The 18,896-nt window shown below is 41.1% G+C and carries 13 protein-coding genes; 9 read left to right on the top strand and 4 right to left on the bottom strand.

The features are described 5' to 3' along the window. Positions 1-24: 24 nt before the first annotated feature. The 3 genes from QUF78_RS23615 to QUF78_RS23605 all read left to right on the top strand — a co-directional run bounded on the left by QUF78_RS23615 (position 25) and on the right by QUF78_RS23605 (position 3,638). Entirely contained in the window at positions 25-630 is a 606-nt protein-coding gene (locus tag QUF78_RS23615; RefSeq protein ID WP_289326611.1) for a VanZ family protein, read from the top strand. Between the two features lie 26 nt (positions 631-656). Further along, a complete protein-coding gene (locus tag QUF78_RS23610) occupies positions 657-2,123 on the top strand; it encodes an aminoacyl-histidine dipeptidase (RefSeq protein WP_289326610.1) in 1,467 nt (488 codons plus the stop codon). 816 nt (positions 2,124-2,939) lie between these two features. Then, positions 2,940-3,638 carry a GntR family transcriptional regulator gene (locus QUF78_RS23605; RefSeq protein ID WP_253512742.1) on the top strand — a complete coding sequence of 233 codons (699 nt, stop codon included), beginning with the start codon at positions 2,940-2,942 and terminating at the stop codon, positions 3,636-3,638. A gap of 209 nt (positions 3,639-3,847) precedes the next feature. Here QUF78_RS23605 and QUF78_RS23600 read toward each other — a convergent pair whose 3' ends face one another. Then, positions 3,848-4,597: a sulfite exporter TauE/SafE family protein gene (locus QUF78_RS23600; protein ID WP_289326609.1), complete on the bottom strand. Its 750-nt coding sequence runs from the start codon at positions 4,595-4,597 to the stop codon at positions 3,848-3,850. 326 nt (positions 4,598-4,923) lie between these two features. Between QUF78_RS23600 and QUF78_RS23595 the strand changes: the two genes are divergently transcribed. Further along, positions 4,924-5,196 (top strand): hypothetical protein, encoded by a 273-nt coding sequence (locus QUF78_RS23595; RefSeq protein WP_289326608.1) that lies wholly within the window; start codon positions 4,924-4,926, stop codon positions 5,194-5,196. Positions 5,197-5,944: 748 nt separating this feature from the next. On the opposite strand, the gene QUF78_RS23590 is transcribed toward QUF78_RS23595, so the two are convergent. Both QUF78_RS23590 and QUF78_RS23585 read right to left on the bottom strand, forming a co-directional pair. Then, on the bottom strand, positions 5,945-6,322 hold the full coding sequence (locus QUF78_RS23590) for a hypothetical protein (protein ID WP_289326607.1): 378 nt from the start codon (positions 6,320-6,322) through the stop codon (positions 5,945-5,947). Between the two features lie 46 nt (positions 6,323-6,368). Next, positions 6,369-6,653: a hypothetical protein gene (locus QUF78_RS23585; protein ID WP_289326606.1), complete on the bottom strand. Its 285-nt coding sequence runs from the start codon at positions 6,651-6,653 to the stop codon at positions 6,369-6,371. Between the two features lie 330 nt (positions 6,654-6,983). Between QUF78_RS23585 and QUF78_RS23580 the strand changes: the two genes are divergently transcribed. Together QUF78_RS23580 and QUF78_RS23575 are read left to right on the top strand one after the other, a co-directional pair. Further along, the gene (locus tag QUF78_RS23580; RefSeq protein WP_289326605.1) at positions 6,984-8,396 is read left to right on the top strand and encodes a glycoside hydrolase family 18 protein; all 1,413 of its coding nucleotides are present in this window, start codon (positions 6,984-6,986) and stop codon (positions 8,394-8,396) included. 297 nt (positions 8,397-8,693) lie between these two features. Further along, positions 8,694-9,479 (top strand): PhzF family phenazine biosynthesis protein, encoded by a 786-nt coding sequence (locus QUF78_RS23575; RefSeq protein WP_289326604.1) that lies wholly within the window; start codon positions 8,694-8,696, stop codon positions 9,477-9,479. A gap of 62 nt (positions 9,480-9,541) precedes the next feature. Here the strand turns inward: QUF78_RS23575 and QUF78_RS23570 are convergent, their stop codons facing one another. After that, positions 9,542-10,126: a LysE family transporter gene (locus QUF78_RS23570; protein ID WP_289326603.1), complete on the bottom strand. Its 585-nt coding sequence runs from the start codon at positions 10,124-10,126 to the stop codon at positions 9,542-9,544. Positions 10,127-10,229: 103 nt separating this feature from the next. Between QUF78_RS23570 and QUF78_RS23565 the strand changes: the two genes are divergently transcribed. From QUF78_RS23565 to QUF78_RS23555, 3 genes are all read left to right on the top strand, one after another. Then, entirely contained in the window at positions 10,230-10,784 is a 555-nt protein-coding gene (locus QUF78_RS23565) for a helix-turn-helix domain-containing protein (protein ID WP_289314773.1), read from the top strand. Between the two features lie 730 nt (positions 10,785-11,514). Next, complete coding sequence (locus QUF78_RS23560; RefSeq protein WP_289326602.1) at positions 11,515-14,325, top strand: bifunctional metallophosphatase/5'-nucleotidase; 2,811 nt, start codon at positions 11,515-11,517, stop codon at positions 14,323-14,325. A 47-nt stretch (positions 14,326-14,372) separates the two neighbouring features. Next, the gene (locus QUF78_RS23555) at positions 14,373-18,704 is read left to right on the top strand and encodes an endonuclease (protein WP_289326601.1); all 4,332 of its coding nucleotides are present in this window, start codon (positions 14,373-14,375) and stop codon (positions 18,702-18,704) included. Positions 18,705-18,896 lie beyond the last annotated feature (192 nt).

Here is an 18,896-nt window from a genome sequence, read left to right as displayed (position 1 = left end):
AGAAATAGAAGGGGAGGGAGTTACATGTCTCTAAAATCGGTCATGCTTTCCCTTTTGCTGTCGCAAGCACTGTTTTTATGCGGTTTGCCTCTTTTCCTTCAGCTCCTATTATATTTGAATCCTTTGGTGATCATGGTTGTCTGGTTTTGTATACTCATTTTCGTTTCGCTTGCGGTTCTTTATTTTCGAGGTGAAATGGTCAAGATTCCGCGCCTTTTGTGGCAGGCAGCCTTTAGTGGCTACAGTTTATCATTAATGGTTTTGTTGTTCTTTCGGCCAAAAGGGCAGGTTTATTCCTATAATTTGATTCCTTTTTCGACGATTCTTTCATATATTTCGAACGAAATGAACGGGCTTGTGTCATTTTATAATCTTAGCGCCAATGTGGGACTGTTCATTCCATTCGGGCTATATTTATTGTCCAAGGAAGGGAAAGATCCATCAACTTCAAGGAAATTTCTTTATCCATTACTTTCGATTTCGGGCATCGAAATCTGTCAGTTTGTTTTACGGCGCGGCAGTTTGGATGTCGATGATCTGATACTGAATATGATTGGTGTTTACCTGGGGTATATCCTGTATCCATTGTTCACGAGAGTGGTAGCGATCCATTCTAGAGTAGATTCATAAATAAGATAAATGAAAGGATGAATTCCATGTATAGCACTTTAGAAAAATTAACGGGCCATCCCGTGTTTCATTATTTTGCAGCGATTTCCGAAATCCCGAGAGGATCAGCCAATGAAAAAACGATCAGTGACTATTTGGTTCGCTTTGCTAAGGATAGGGACCTGGTGGTGATTCAGGATGAAGCACTGAATGTCATTATCAAAAAGCCTGCCACAATTGGATATGAAAGTGCACCTACCGTCATTATCCAGGGGCATATGGATATGGTTTGCGAAAAGAACAAGGGTACACTTCATGATTTTGAGAAGGATCCGCTTCAATTAAGGATTGTGGGTGACATGTTGTATGCGACGGAGACAACTTTAGGGGCGGATAATGGGATTGCAGTTGCTTATGCTTTGGCATTATTGGATGCAAATGATATTCCGCATCCTGCTCTTGAAATAGTCATAACGACTGAAGAAGAAACGACAATGAACGGTGCACTTGCTGTGGATCCGGCTCACTTCAAGGGAAAAATGATGATCAATATCGATTCGGAGGAAGATGGAAAGCTGCTGGTCAGCTCAGCAGGAGGAATACGCGTTCGGCAAATCCTGCAAATCGGATGGGAATCGGCTTCAATTGTTGAAGCTGTAACTTATATCATCAGGATTAAAGGGTTAAAGGGCGGACACTCCGGTATGTCCATCCATAAGGAAAGAGGGAACTCCAATAAACTTTTGGGCAGAGTATTACATGAATTAACGACAGACTTTCCTTGCTTCATACAGCAAATGAACGGTGGCCTGAAAGGGAATGCGATTCCTCGTGAAGCAGAGGCGACTGTACTGATTCATGTAGAAGATGTTCAGAAGATAGGGGAGAGACTCCGGCAATGGGAAGATACTTTTAAAAATGAACTGCAATCTTCCGACCCTGAGGTATCGATTAGGTTTGAAAAGATCGAAACGATTTCTTCAAACGTTTTTTCCAAAGAGACGGTATCTAAAGCCATTACCTCTTTACTGGTAATCCCGCATGGCGTTCAAGGAATGAGCATGGGAATAGAAGGATTAGTGGAAAGTTCGACGAATCTAGGGGTCGTTACGACAAATGAAGCGGAAATGATATTCGAAAGTGAAATCAGGAGTTCGGTCAAAAGCCTCAAATATAATATGGTCACTCAGGCAAAGGCGATAGCTGATATGCTTGGATGCGAGATATTGGTAGATGCGGATTATCCGGAATGGCCCTATAATCCCGATTCGAAACTCAAGAAATTATTTGAAGAAACATACAAAGAAAAATATCATGAGGATATTGAAATCATCGCTGTGCATGCAGGGATCGAATGCGGGGTATTCATTGATAAGATACCAGGATTGGATACTGTTTCAATCGGACCGGATATATTTTCCGTACATACACCTGAAGAACACTTAAGCATCCCTTCGACCATAAACAACTGGGAATATTTTGTTTACACATTAAAGAGAATGAAGGATTTATAAACAACTGCATGGCTGGGGACAGTTGAAATTCAATAGATTTGGAGACATCCTATCGTTAATCGATTGGATGTCTCTTTTTTCATGGTTAGTAAAGCTAATCGTTGATTGGAACGTAGGGAACTCGCTTTCCGCGGGCGGTCCGCCCTCGTGGTCTCCCTTGGCCACGCTTTCCCCGCAAGAGTCTCGAACACCCGCTCCAATCAACTTTGTTTTATTTAGATAGAACCCTAATTGTTTACAAACTAGATAATATTTGTTTGCCGACAGTCTTTTTTTTGTGGGTTTGTAAAATGGGACGTTCATTGATTTCCACTCCAGGCACTCGCTTTCCGCGGGCGGGCGGGAGCCTCCTCGGCGCGCCTGCGGGGTCTCCCATGCCATGCTTTTCCCGCAGGAGTCTCGTACCTTACGTTCCAATCAACTTTGTGTTTTAAAAGAAAAAACTGCAGGTCGGTCTCATCACGAACCATGTTTGAGACTAGTTTATCCTTTAAGTTTTTCACCTGTAATCCCCATTGGATGAAAGAAAATTGCGACACTCCTGCCGAAATACTGTCCAGCCGAGACCCCACAGGCGCTTACGCCGAGGAGGCTTGGCAGACAGTCGGCGGAAAGGGAGCGAATTTCTGAAATCAGCTGTAATGTTTTTTAGAAAAGACTGCAGACAAATTTGCTTTTCTTCAGATTTCTCTGCAGTCTGAAAGAAACAGAGGTTTCTTTACAATCGTTATAAAATAAACTATTGTAAAGAAAACCTATCATTCAGTCTAAATTATTGTTCTAAATCATTATGTATAGAGGAAGGTATATGGAAATATGGGTGTAAAGTATAGAATGGTCGTAGAACAAATGGAGAAAGAAATATTAGATGGAAAATATACATTAAATACTAAGTTACCTACTGAAGAAGAGTTGATGAAGAAGTTCGATGTCAGCAGGAACACCATTAGGAAAGCAATCAACATATTGGTTGAGCAGGGGTATATCTATCAAGTTCAAGGAAGCGGCATATTCCTTAGGGAATTTACCAGACCGGGCTGCATTTCGATGAGGGATATGGGTGGCTTAACCAAAGTGTTTCCAAATGATGAAATGAAAAGTAAAGTGTTGACGTTAGAATTAATAGAAGCCGATGAGGAATTGGCCAAACGAATGAAATGCAATGTAAAAACCAAAATCTATAACCTGAAAAGGGTTAGATACTTAAATGGTCAACCCATTGTAATAGAAGAATCCTTTTTCAATAAAGATATCATTCCCTTCATAAATAAAGAAATCGCAAATGGTTCCATTTATGAATATATAGTCGAGGATTTGAAGTTGAATATCGGGTTTGCGGATAAAATCATTTCGTGTGAAAAACTTAATGACGATGATGCTGGGCTTTTGGACTTGCAGCCAGGTGATCCGACATTAATCGTTGAAAGTACGGTCTTTTTAAAAGCGGGAGCCGTTTTTGATTTATCAATCGAGAAATATAATTACACTTCAGCCAAATTATTAACATTGACTTAAAAAGTGCAGGAAAATTCTTAAATAAGATTTTACGGTGTGAATGGGAGATATCGATTCACACCGTTTTTTCTTAAATTCATTTGAATTCCTGACAATAGTTTATGAACTAATTTAATTATTCTATTACAAATTTTTAATTAAACTAAGGTTGAGGTGAAAAAAGCCTGATTCCTCGTTGTTTTAATGAGAAATCAGGCTTTTATTGGTTATCAGTCATGGGGAATCAATAATAGTACACCTAGTGCAATGATGATGAAGAATAAATAACTTTCGAATTTCTTCGCGGGAATTCGCTTATTCATGAAGATTCCGAGACCTGTCGCAAGTAATATAGCTGGAATGGAATAAGCGTAAAGAATAAGTGAATCGGCTGTCCATAGTCCGCCTAGCGCATGACCCGTCACGACCAGGATTCCGGATATCAGGAAATGGGCTTGCAATGTTCCGCGGAATCGATCTGGATTCCACCTTCGCAAAGTTCCATAGACGACGACCGGAACCCCGTTAAAGTTATAGGCGCTGCCAAGGGCTCCTGAGGCAAAACCGAACGGCCATACCCAGCGCTCCGAGTTAAGTAATGGTTTATCCACAGTCTGAAAAAGTTTTTGCTTTAGAAGAGAATATCCTCCATATGCAATCAAAAAAACACCGAGTGCAGAAGTAATGATCAAAGAAGGTGCGTAATGGAGCAAAGCCAGGCCGGCTGGTATGCCGATGACCGTTGAAGCCGCCAGTCTGATTAAAACGGAGCGTTCGATATGCCGCCATCCGCTAACGACGGTTAGTGAAGCGACGGTAAGACCAGCCAATCCAATCAGGGAAACCGAAGTATTAAGCGGAATGTGAAGTAAGGCAAGCAGAGGCATGCTGACAATCGCTTCACCGAACCCGAACATCGTCCGCATCAAGGCGCCGATAAACACTGCCGCCACCACCAATATGATGCTGCTGGTCGTCATTCGTTCACCTCCTAAAAGCACAGTACACCTTCTATTATTATAACATACCAATCCAGTTTTAGACCGAGGTAACCGTACTTAAAAACGGGTTATTTAAGACCCTTTACACTCTTTTTAAAGCGTTTGATTAACTATTTAATGGAGAGGTACACACCCCTTGTTTTTGTTTCTTAAGAGTCAAAAATAAGGCTTGGAAAGCGGGGATATATCTTGAGGTGTTAATTTATTTTGATGTGAGGGTTTTCTAACAGATTAATAGAGGTAGCGCAGAATCGTTTGTTAAATTAAAAAGTTTCCTAAAAGTATTGGGGGATTTGCTTTAGCTCTTGTTCCTCTACTGTAATCACTCCCTTGTTTTTCTCAATAAAGAATCCGGGAAAGGAGAAGTAGTCTATCATTATAATCCAACCATCGCTACAGATTTAACTTATTATGGTGGTTATATCAATAATAAAAAATATTACGGAGAGGTAACTTTTTATTATAAAGTTGGAGTAGGATCGCTTGGTATTGTACAAATAGGAAATGTTTATCTTAAAGTATCAGGAAATCATCTAGGAAAACTCTCAGGTAGTATAAAAACTTCTGTAAAAAAATAAATTTTACATATAGTAGGTGATTATATGAAAACTTGGAAGAAAATACTTATTGGTGTAGTATCAATTCTAATAATCGCTATGATAATTGGAATTATAAGCTTTTATTCAATTTAAAGTTTAATCTGCTAACCAAAACAAAGACCATCATTATAAGATGGTCTTTGTTTATTGTGTGTCCAGCAGGGGTACACAATAAACGCCAAATCCTTTGATAGAGGTGAGTCCTTAAATAACAGTAGAGAAAAAAAGGACAATCAATCTAACACTATGAAACTACTTTTTTAGGTGAATAAAATCATACATAAACCATAAAGGTGAAAGACAATAAACCCCTTCAAGTGGTTTATTTTGGTGTAACTGCGTACAATATCGCTAATTTTCATCGAAAAAAACAATGAAAAAGTAAAATTAATAAAATAGGGGGACATGAAAGGGGCAGTGATGGCTTTAATAGGGGAGTTTTCATGTACCCACAAAAACACTAGGCTTTGCCTTTTCAACAACATAGTTGGGGACAGTTCTTCCTTATGCTCTTTCTTCTACCAACCTTTAAGTTATGACACTTTTCATTTAGATAAATCAAGTAGTTATTTTCCTGCATAAGAAAAGGCTGAAGTGGAAATACATCAGCCTAAAAAACCCTATATATATTAGCGGTCATATTAAGGTGTTTACGCACTCATTTTAGAAGAATATCCTTTAGCATTTACGAATCAATCTCAGGTCTTTTTTTCATTCAGTTAGTGAATTAATCATAAAAGATTAAATGCATATCACTGTTAGTCCTTGATTTCGCAAAAAATTCTGCTTCATTTCCTCCATCAACAAAGTTACCAATACCCCGGAAAATACCACATTGGCCTCGATCTAAATATCTTACCCCTACATAATCATTATAACTGTCAGGATCATACTCCCATAATTCAACTTTTATCTTACCCGCTGGACCCACGTAAGAATCCCGACAAATCTTATAATCACCACCAGTAGAGGGAAACTGATCACTTTCAGCACCATTAGAATAAAGAGATTGTTCTCCTAAGTAATCCCAGCCACTTGCAAATGTAGAAGAAGGGAACAACAGCGCAGCTAACAATGTCACAGCACTCATTTTAAACATTTTCATGCTCATTCCTCCTCACCCGTTTTGACTTATTATTCTCCATATAATTCTAATCAATATTTTTTATATTATCATCTATCCAAAGATTCACTTTTTCATGAAGCGTTTTTGAAGTTTCCACTACTTCATGCCCAACATATGGAATTAGAGAAAAAGTGAAAATGTGCTCGTCATTCAGTTTTGAAATGTATTTCTGAATCATCTTTAAACTTTTAAGAATTCCCGGATCAAGTAAACGAATTACCTCTGAATCCACCATTTGTGTAGAGACGTCTCGATTTCTAATACCAGCAATCAGCAGCATAGTTGCTGCTACACTAACACTGCAATCCATGGAATAGGCCAATGCTGAAATTCTTTCATGCTCATAAGCTTTGAGTCTTAAATGAATCCTTTCCTTCTGAATAATAGATTCTCTTCTGGATTACTTCGGCTTCAAAATCCCCTCTAAAAATCGTATTATCATGCTGCAGTCTCATTTAAAACATGGACAAGCCCTCCATACCTTCCCTGGAATTGATAGCTGCCATTATTATTTTTCCCCTATATCCTTCTCAGGCTTATGAACACATTCATTTAATGAGTGTTGAACGCAAAAAACATATTAGGGCTATCCAGGGAATAAAATGAAAGGAATATTTAAAAGGAAAGCGGGGCTGTGCATGTGAGAATCCATGTGGTGAATAGGGGGGATTCTTTGTGGGGAATTTCCCAGCAATATGGTGTCAGTATCAACCGGATTGTTCGGATCAATGGCCTTGAAAATCCAGATAAGCTGGTGCTTGGCCTAGCTCTTTTGATTCCTGAACCTTATCTTCAGTACAGGGTTCAGCAAGGGGATGCTCTAAATAATATCGCAAATCAGTTTGGAATTACGGTACAGGAAATCATGCAATCGAATCGCATCACAAATCCTTCCGCTATCTATCCAGGGCAGAGACTAACCATCCCGGTTATTTATCATACCGTAAGGGAACGAGATACCCTTTATGATATAGCGAGCCGTTATGGAACGACAGTTCAGGCCATTATGCAGATGAATAGGATTACAGATCCGTCCAATATCCATATAGGACGGATAATGAGGATTCCCCAGAAACCAAAACCCATCATTGAAGTAAATGGTTTTACAAACGTTTACGGGCAAGCCGGTGCGGAGCAGGTACGTGAAGTAGCCCATGATTTGACCTATGTAAGTCCATTTGGTTATAGAATGAGGCAAGATGGCAGCTTAGAAGTCATAGATGACATCCCGACGATCCGGGCGGCACAGTCGACTGGCGTCATACCCATGATGTGCATAACGAATTTTTCCGCGACGGAAGCGGGAACTCAGCTTGCCCATACGATACTTTCCGATTTAAGTTTAGTGGAAACATTATTAACCAACGTCATAAAAACAATGAAAGATAAAGGATACCGTGGATTGAATATCGATTTTGAAAGTGTAAGACCAGAGGACCGTGATCTCTATAATCGCTTTCTCCAAAGAGCAGTGGATCGATTGCATCCTGAGGGTTACTTTGTGTCATCCTCCCTTGCCCCAAAAACTAGCGCCAATCAAAAGGGGACATTAGTTGAGGCACATGATTATCCAGTTCACGGACGGCTGCTCGACTTCGTGGTGCTGATGACATATGAATGGGGTTACCGAAAGGGGCCGCCGCAGGCAATCTCTCCCATTAATGAAATAAAGCGTGTCCTTGATTATGCCGTAACGGTGATACCAACAAATAAAATCTTCATAGGATTTCAAATTTATGCCAGGGACTGGCTTATTCCTCATGAAGAGGGACAGGAAGCAGAGACTTTCGACATGCAGGAAGCCATCAGGCGAGCCGTCCAATATAATGCAGAAATAAAATATGACGAGACAGCCCAATCCCCTTATTATAGGTACAAAGATGATCAGGGACGCACACATGAAGTTTGGTTTGAGGACGCACGCAGTGCCAAAGCCAAATTCGATCTGGTGAAGACTTACAGGTCAAGGGGTCTCAGTTATTGGGTACTTGGTTATCCGTTCCCCCAGAATTGGGAACTGCTTGGGGATACATTCATTGTACGGAAACTGTAGGGTGTTTGTTACGGCAAGGTAGATCACATAATTGATATAGTGATGGGCAGCTTTTTTATAAAGCTGTCTATTTTAGTGATTTCGAAATGCACTACATAATTACAGGATTTTTATAACAACGTTAAAATCGTCTGGAACCTGTGTAGATAAAGGGACTTAATCGAGGACGCCATATGGTGGTCCTTTTCATTTTAATGAGAACTCTTTAAAAACAAGGGAATGGTCATTCAAAAAAGGAAAAGGGCTCCTCATTGTGGAATTAGGAGACTAGAATATTACTTACCGGAGGAACATTTAATGGAATTAACCATCATTAATACGTTTACAGATCAACCTTTTAAAGGAAACCCTGCTGCAGTCTGCCTTCTTACCGGGGAAAGTAACAGCGAGTGGATGCAGCGAACAGCTAAAGAGATTAATATGCCTGTTACCGCTTTTATTCAACCTCATAATGGGGAATGGAAGCTGCGATGGTTCACACCTTTCATTGAAATCCCGATTTGTGGACATGGGACGCTGGCAAGCTCTTTCTTTTTATGGGATAAAGGATACGTGCCAAGGAATCAGCCGATTGCCTATCAGACGAAAAGCGGGCTTCTCACTGCAAAATTCGTTGATGGGATGGTTCAGTTGGAATTTCCGTCATTAAGGGAGAAGGAGACCACTGCCCCTGATTTACTGATAAAAGCTTTAGGAGTTGTGCCTGCGTATGTTGGGCAAAACAAATGGGATCTTCTAGTCGAAGTTCAATCAGAGGAAATCGTAAGGAATTTAAAGCCGGATATAGACTCCATTGCCCAATTGCCGGTTCGGGGCGTCATCGTGACGAGTCAATCGGATAACAGTGAATATGATTTCGTTTCACGTTTCTTTTCCCCTGCCCAAGGCCTTGACGAAGATCAAGTAACCGGCTCGGCCCATTGCTGTCTGGGACCATATTGGAAAAGCAAGCTGAACAAAAGTATCACTATAGCCTATCAGGCATCGGAAAGAGGAGGACTGCTGAAGGTTGAAGTAACGGAAGACACAGTTAAACTTTCAGGCCATGCCGTGACCATATTCGAAGGGAGCTTAAACATTTAATGCAGGGAGAGGGAGGTATGGGGCAATCCTTCTTAATGAAGGATCGAACCCGTTGCCCTTTTTCATTGTACAAGAATCGAAATGGCGCTATACACTAATAACAAAGCCATGATTACATTAAACTGACTTCTATACTTTGATAAAACCGTTTGAAAAACCGAACCGAACATACTCCAACAGAACGTACTCATAAAACCAACAAAAGCCAGAAATAATGAAAAGAATAGTAAGCTGAAATTTGAAGAGTGATAAGGTAGTATGAAGGTTGATATTGCCGTGATGCCATATAAGATGCCTTTTGGATTTATGAATTGTAAAAGCATGCCCGCTATAAAACTGTTGTTCCTGTCATCATTATTGTCCTTATCTTTATTTGAACTGGAAATGATTTTTATGGCCAGGTACAGCATATAAATTGCACCTAGGATAGTCATGATAAATTCAATCTTTGGTATGAAATTTTCAAGCAAAACATTAAAATAACTACACAATAACATTATTACAAAAAAACCGGCACCTACCCCGAAACAAAATTTAATCGTCTTTTTTAACCCGTACTTGTTCGCAAATAACATTGCCATGATGTTATTTGGACCTGGAGTGAAACTTGTAACAAAAACAAATAGCAAAAAAGATAGTAAAGGCATGGTTGACTCCCCTTTGTATGTTATAATGACCAAAAGTGACACTATAACGACTTCCTTTTTATTGTACAATGCCGACGTTATATTGTAAATAAGGAGCATTTTTATGGAAGAAATAAATTTTATTATTGCTAACAATTTAAAAGCCATCAGGGAAAGTAAGAAATTAAGTCTTGAAAAGGTTGCTGAATTAACCGGAGTAAGCAAAACGATGATCGGACAAATCGAAAGGGGCGGATCGAGCCCTACGATTACAACAATTTGGAAAATAGCCAATGGATTAAAGATTTCATTTTCTTCACTGATAAATAGTCCGCAGCCGGATACAAAAATTGTTTTAAAAAGTGAAATTCAATCATTATCTGAAGATAACGGCAAATATCGAGTTTATCCCTACTTTCCCTTTGAAGATGAGAAGCGCTTTGAAGTATATTCAGTCGAGATAGAAAAAGGTGGATTCCTAAGTTCCGATTCCCATAGAGAAGGAACTGAAGAGTACATAACTGTTTTTGAAGGGGAATTGACTGTACGTGTAAATAACGAAGAATATACAGTAAGGAATGGTGATTCTATCAGATTCAAGGCTGACAGACCGCATACTTACCATAATTCAGGGGAAACATTAACTCGCTTAAGCATGATCCTATATTATCCAACTTAAAAATATGGGAGTAATGTTGTTCTGCTTGTTATGAATTATTAAAATTTTATGTTCAATGTTGCTCTTCAAAGACTGGGAGAGATATAACTCTCTCTCTCAAGTTTGTAGACAAATGGCTTCGGAAAACGTAACTTTGATCAAGAACCAACTGACACAAAGCAATACCTTCAACTCCTCAGGTATGGATTATATCAAAATTTTATAACAATGTTGATTGGAGAGGAAGGTGCGAGACTCCTGCGGGAAAAGCGAGTCTAGGGAGACCCCGCAGGCGCAAGCCGAGGAGGCTCCCAGACCGCCCGCGGAAAGCGAGTACCTGGAGCGGAAATCAACGTCCAACTTGTACAGTCTGTGGGAGAGATTTAAATCTCTCTCTTTTTTTTGACCTTCTGTAGGTATAAAGACCAAAATTGATTGCGGAGAAATAATGATACTATTTTACCATTAAATAATTTTGTTGATATATCATCTAGATACAGATGGGTATTTTGGGGTGATTATAATGATAATATTCTGTTAATATTCCGTGTGGCATTGTAAATTTGTTTTAAAATTGGATTATTTTGTTGTAATATAGGATATACACGAATCTTTAGAGGAAAAAAGTAGGGTGGATTTGTGTATAAGCAATAAAATTTATTCAGGTTTAATTTTTTGAAAAACGTGTCAAATCCATGGATATGTTCGCAAAATGTTATGCCAGTATAGAACTTATGGGGGGATTACTCTAATGGGGAAAAAGAAAATCGTTAAAATTGCATCAGCAACCATAATGGCTGCGACAACGATCGTAGCAGTAGCACCGGCACCATCCGATGCTGCCACTAGTCTGAATAGTAAAATCAAAACGGCAAAGGCCACCATCAAAAAACCATTTGACACCTATTTCTACTCTTCTAAACTCGCTTCCGTATCCACTGTTGAGAAACAAATCAAGTCTGCAAAACAAGCAAAAAATGACATCAACTCTACCATTAAAAAATCAATGTTAAGCAAAAAAGAAAAAGACGCCAAATACAAAGAAATTGAAGCTTATGACAAGTACATCACTCGTTCAGAAGGTTATGTAAAAGGATATAAAGCGGCTGAGAAAGCAAAAGCTGCACATGATAAATCGATTAGCGCCCTTACGAATTCAATTCTTGCCAAGAAATCTATTGATATCAGGAATCAATACGAGGCACTGGATATTGCCGTGAAAAAGACAGACAAAGCCATTAAAGATACGGTTTACGGTGCGAAAATCGAAAAGCTCTTATACGATAAATTCACTAAATCGACCAAAACGGCTTTGAGCGGTGACCTGAAAGTGCCGTACTACTATGAGAAAGCTGCTTACTGGGTGAAGAAAGGTGATTTAAAGACCGCGGACAACCGGATGAATACCGTTTCTTCTCAGTTGAAAAAGGTCAGCAAAACGTCCAAGCTCGGTAAAGCCATTCATGCTTATGTTAAAGAGGTGAAAGGTAAGTATGATGAAGCGGTATATGCAGAAAAGAAAAAGGAAGTGGCAAAACGGGTCAATACCTATGTAGCTCTTGCCAATGGGGAACTTAAAACGAAAGAACAGATAAAAGCGGCTAAAAAGGCGAGAGCCGACATCCATTTAAATGGGATCAAGGAGGCGGACCGAAAGGAATTCGAAGCGAAAATAGCATTGGCGGATAAGAAAGTGGCAGCTGCTAAAGAAGCTTTGAAAAATCCGGCGAAGGCAATCACGCTTTCCTTGATGCATACGAATGACACGCATGCCCACTTGGACAATGTGGCCAAAAGGGTGACAGCTGTTAAAGAAGTGCGTAAGAGTAAACCGCAAGCTCTATTGGTGGATGCTGGTGACGTATTCTCGGGAACCCTCTATTTTAATGAATTCAAAGGGCAAGCGGATCTTCGCTTCATGAATTTAATGAAATATGACGTCATGACATTTGGGAATCATGAGTTTGACTTGGGATCAAGCGCTGAAGGGCATCAAGCTTTGGCTGACTTCATTAAGGGGGCTCAGTTCCCATTTGTCAGTTCGAACGTGGACTTCTCCGAGGATGATAAGTTTAAGGGATTATTTTCGGACCTTATTTCAAGTGAGCCGGAGCAAGGGAAGATATACAATGGAATCGTAAAACAAGTGGATGGTCAGAAGGTGGGTTTCTTCGGGCTTACGACTGAAGAAACGAAAGATATTTCAAGTCCTGGAAGTATAGTATTCGAAAACTATCTTGAAGAGGCCGAAAAAGCGGTCAAGGCGTTCAAAGGGATGGGTGTTAATAAGATAGTTGCCGTATCCCATATTGGTTATGATGACAATGCAGCTTATGACAATGATTTAACATTAGCTGCCAAGGTCAAAGGCATCGACGTGATTGTGGGCGGACATAGCCATACGCAGTTAAACGCCCCCGTTGTAATTGATAAGGATGATAAGGGGAAAACGAAAGATCCGACAGTCATCGTTCAAGGGTATCAGTATAGCGACTTTTTAGGAACGATCGATGTGGAATTCGATAAGAAAGGCAAGATTGTCGGACAAGCTGGTCAGCTGATTAAGCTTTCTGAAAAACAGGATGATCCTGAAGCGGCAACAGTGCTCGAAACATACTCCTCGAAGATTAAGGAGCTGAAGGAAACGCAGACTGGGGCAACAGCTGTGAAGGCTTTGGACACACCGCGTGATGCAGGGGATGAAACGAAACCGAGTGTTCGTAAAAATGAAACAGAACTGGGTAATTTAATTACGGACGGAATGCTTAGTAAAGCAAAAGAATTCAATAAGGATGCGGTCATTGCTTTCCAAAATGGCGGGGGCATCCGCGCAGGTATCGATCAAGGTGAGATCACTTTAGGGGAAATACTGACGGTTTTACCGTTTGGGAATACGTTAGCGACGATGGCGCTTACGGGTGCAGAGATCAATGAAGCATTAGAGCATAGTGTCAGCTTGGCTCCTAAGGAAAATGGCGGCTTCCTGCATGTATCCGGAATGAAATTCAGCTACGATAGTTCAAAGGAATCAGGCAATCGTGTGACTAAGGTTGAAGTCATGGGACAAGATGGAACATATTCCGAGTTGGATGCCGCGAAGGAATATGTCGTGGCGACCAACGCTTTTACAGCTAAGGGCGGAGATGGATTCACCGTTTTCAAGAAGGCTTATGAAGAAGGAAGAGTGACGGATATCGGACTCGCTGATTGGGAGAATCTACGGGATTATGTAAGTGGGCTCAAAACTGTCAATCCAAGCATCGAAGGACGCATCAAAGATGTGGCCGGAAACTCTACAGACCCGAATACGGTGTTGGCCAAAGACTTTGGCGGAACGGCTGATGCTCCAAAAAACCATGAGGGTAATGTAGTTGTAGACATCACGGATATTGCTTCATTGGAAAATGCAGTGGTTAAAGGAAATCTTACATTAACAGGAACTCCTCCAGACAGCTTTACTTTTTCAAATGTTACAGTCGAGGGTAATTTGGATTTATCGGGACTTAACGGTAAAACCGTGAGCCTAAGCGGTGTCACCGTGAATGGCGAAACGATTTTTTAATCGGTATGAATGCTGAACCTACGTAAAAAGTTGGAGGGGTTGAGATCTTGAAGAAGAATGGGATATGCAAGCTTTTCTTTGCCATATTGATCGTGCTATCAACGGTTTTGCCATATGCAGACGCTGCAAATGCGGAAGGGACTATAACGGTAACGGAAGCGATTAATAATAACAGTGGCACGGCAACGGTGAAGGGATATATTGTCGGTACAGCTAAAAGCGGTACAAGCTATCAACAAACATCGCCTTTTACTGAAGGTACGAATATAGGTATTGCGGATAGTCCGGATGAAACGGATGTAAAGAAAATCATGCCTGTTCAGCTTCCGGCCGGTAATATCCGTACGGCGTTGAATCTAGTCGAACATCCGGAATTACTCAAAGCACAGGTGACGATTACTGGAAAGCTGGAAAGATATTTTTCAGTACCAGGTCTGAAATCCGCAACCGATTACAAAATCATCACTGATGGAGGAACACCACCTGAAGAGCCTGATGTGAAGGTTCTGGATTCCATCGCCGAGGCAAGAACGAATACCGAAGATGTAGTGCAGGTCGATGGGGTGGTTACCACAGGGCTAGGTTATTGGGGAGGAAAAGGCTTTTATATCCAAGATGAAACGGCTGGGCTATATGTTTATGGTTCTTCATGGCCTGTGGATGTAAAGCAAGGCGATAAGGTTCGTTTAATCGGACAAGTATCCGCTTATAATAAGGAATTACAAATCCAACCAACCTCCCTTGAAGTGGTTTCTTCCGGGAATGAACTTCCTGAAATCCAAAAAATTGATGCCGCTGGCGTCAATGAAGAAACGCAAGGTGAGCTGGTCACGATTGAAAAAGCGACCATTACTGAATTGGCGGCATCGGGAACATACGGAACATTCGAATTCAAGGCGGCAGATACTGAAGGGAACTCTGTTACCGTTCGCCATGATAACCGGAACGGTTCGAATTATGAAGATTTCCTGAGGAACTTTAAAGCGGGGGATGTCATTTCCGTAACCGGGATAGCATCGCAGTTCAATGACACGTATCAACTGAAGCCACGTGGTCTTGACGATTATGAACTGGTGAACAAACCAGCTGTTTACCCGGATATTTTCCCTGGTGCGGTTAGTGAAAATACAAAAGTAACACTTGAATCGGGCTGGGAAGAAGCGAAAATCCATTATACGCTGGATGGATCCACTCCGACGTCTTCAAGTGCCTTGTACACAGATCCTATCTTTTTAACGGAAGATACCGTCATAAAGGCAATCGCTGTCAATGATAAGACATCGGAAGTTTTCACATTTGCCTATACGGTTATCAAAACCAATGAATTGAAGATCCGTGACATTCAGGGGATGAATCATTTTTCATCATATGAGAATCAACTCGTCTCAGGTGTTGATGGTGTCGTCACTTATGTAAAGGATGCGAATAACTTTTACATGCAAGATCTGAATCCGGATAAGGACTTAACGACTTCAGAGGGAATACTCGTGTACAACAAAGCGCATGGTCTAAAAGCGGGAGATCATGTCAAAGTTGCTGGTAAAGTCGTGGAGTGGTATATCGAAGGATACGCTGAAATGAAAACGACGGATCTGCCAACGACCGAATTGACGAATACGACTATTGAAAAGCTTGGAACTGTAGCAATGCCAGAACCGATCATCATTGGAAAAGATGTCATTCCGCCGTCTGAGAACATCGATGATGATAGATTGACAGATTTTAATCCGAACGATGACGGCATTGATTTTTACGAGAGTTTGGAAGGAATGCTCGTGCAAGTATATAACCCGAAAGTGGTCGCTCCTCAAGACTATGGTGAATTGGTCGTGATTCCAGGGAATATGGAAACGACGACTGCAGTTAAAGGTGTCAAAATAACGGAAACGGATTTCAATCCTGAAAGAATAACCCTTGATATGGATGATGAATCATTTGTAGCGAAAACGGGTGATTCTTTTGAAAGCTCGGTTACGGGAGTCATCAGTTATGGATATAGCAACTATAGGGTATTGACGGATAAAAACCAGCTGCCGGCGTTAAAGGATGGCGGTACGGCCCGGGAAGTGACATCCTTGGAGAAGGATTCCGATAAATTATCAATTGCTTCCTATAATATCGAGAATTTCTCCACACAAACCGCTGACTCGAAAGTTGAAACGATCGCAACATCCATCATTACTAATCTTAAACAGCCGGATATAATCGGCGTAACGGAAATGCAAGATAATGATGGGGCAACAGATAGCGGGACAACGGATTCTGCTCAAAGTGCCAAGAAGCTGACCGACAAGATAAAAGCGTTGGGCGGACCGCAATATCAATTCATCGATATCGCTCCAGAAGATAAACTTGATGGCGGGGCACCTGGCGGGAATATCCGTGTAGGCTTCTTATATAATGTGGACCGTGTCAAATTAACTGAGGGGACGAAAGGAACGGCGACGCAATCCGTTGCCTTCAAAGATGGAAAACTCACCTTGAATCCTGGACGAATAGAGCCTACTGATTCCGCCTTTACTTCAAGCAGGAAGCCTTTAGCCGCCCAATTCGAATTTAAAGGGGAAAGTGTAGTGGTGGTGGCCAATCATTTTAACTCCAAGGGCGGCGACCAGCCATTATTCGGCAGGAACCAACCTCCTATCCTTTCAAGTGAGACGCAGAGGCTGCAAATTGCCTCCATCGTCAATCGGTTTGTCAGTGATATCAAGTCACAGGATGCCAAGGCGAATATCGTCTTGCTTGGAGACTTTAATGATTTTGAATTTTCGGCTCCGCTTAAAACATTAAAGGGTAAAGATTTAACCAATATGATCGAGAAAGTTCCTTTCGAAAAACGTTATTCTTACACATATCAAGGCAATTCACAAGTACTGGACCATATCCTTGTATCGAATAATATGGCGGCGGCAACAAAAGTCGATATTGTCCATATTAACTCTTCCTTCATGGAAGCTCATGGAAGGGCAAGTGATCATGACCCTGTATTGATTCAAACATCTTTATCTGAATCAGGGGGAGTTGAACCCGCTGCTCCAGAAAAAACGTATCATTTAACAAACGTTAAAACAAAAAGACTTACGATTGCTTCACCTAGTGTTTTGATCGATCTTGACGAAACATCCAACATCGAGGAAGGGATCTGGTTAAAAGGTTCCTATGCCGTACTCAAAGGCCTTGGGCTGAAGGATGCAACTGTGACGATAAAACCGGCTAAGGAAGGCGCAATCATTGATTTTGGAGGCATGGCGGTGAAGGAAGTCATCATTGATAACGCCAATGTAAAAGAAATCAGGGGTGCTGAAAATGTTCAGAAATGGACTGTAACAGAAGGTGTCGACGCGTCTAACATCAAATTTGTCGATTCAAAAGGGGAAGCAATCGCTTCCCCTTTCGACCCTAAAGAAAATCAAGCGCCTGTTGTAAAGAAAAAACTGGAGAATCTTGAAGTGAAAGCCGGTTCTAAGGTCACTATCGATTTGAGTGAGCACTTCTCAGATCCGGATGAAGATAATCTGACCTTTTCATCCACTATCGGTACTGTTGCTGGCCCAATATTAACCCTTCCTGCAAATGAAGTTGGAACATACCTTGTTGCAGTCAAGGCTGTGGACCAACTATCGGAAGTGGTTGCCCGCTTCACGTTGACCATAACGAATGATAAGCCGCTTGAAGCTTATTATGAAACGGCGACAGGAAAAACAGGCCCGGAATTGAAATCGGTTCTGCACTCGATTATTAAGGGTCATACGAAGTTATCTTATGATCAAGTGTGGAATGCCCTTAAAGAAACGGATGAAGATCCGGCAAACAACCAGAATGTCATCTTGCTTTACTCTGGAAAATCGATTTCGAAGAGCGCTAATGGAGGCAATGCCGGACAATGGAACCGTGAGCATGTTTGGGCCAAGTCCCACGGTGATTTTGGAACAAGCATAGGTCCCGGGACCGACCTTCATCACCTCCGTCCGGCTGATGTTACAGTCAATGGTAAACGGGGCCATCTTGATTTCGACGATGGCGGTCAAACATATAGCGGATGTGAATGTAAGTTTGATTCAGATTCATGGGAACCGCCGAATCATGTTAAAGGTGATATAGCCCGGATGCTCTTTTACATGGCCGTCCGCTATGAAGGAAATGGTGAATTGGATCTGGAACTATCCGATACAGTCAATACGTATCCGAAGCCGCTTCATGGAAAGCTATCGACACTTTTGAAATGGAATGCTCTCGATCCAGTCGATGATTTCGAGAGCCACCGTAATGAGGTCATTTATGACTGGCAGAATAACCGCAATCCGTTTATCGATCATCCTGAGTGGGTCTCCGAAATTTGGGGAGCCGCTAAATCCATGGATGAGAAAAAAGCGAGTTAGAGCGGAGAGATAGAAGGGAAAGCAGCCTGATGGCTGCTTTTTTACATGTTAATTGTTGTAAGTGATTTTATTAATTATCTTAAAATACTGAAAAATCAAATACTATCTCTACGATAAATAATAAAAGTTTTTGGTAGGTATGTTATGTAATATATGTTAATATGGGATATGCAATGAAAGGGTTTTCATTGC

It is taken from the genome of Peribacillus sp. ACCC06369 (genome assembly GCF_030348945.1).
GTDB lineage: Bacteria > Bacillota > Bacilli > Bacillales > DSM-1321 > Peribacillus.
This window is presented reverse-complemented; position numbering and strand designations above follow the sequence as displayed.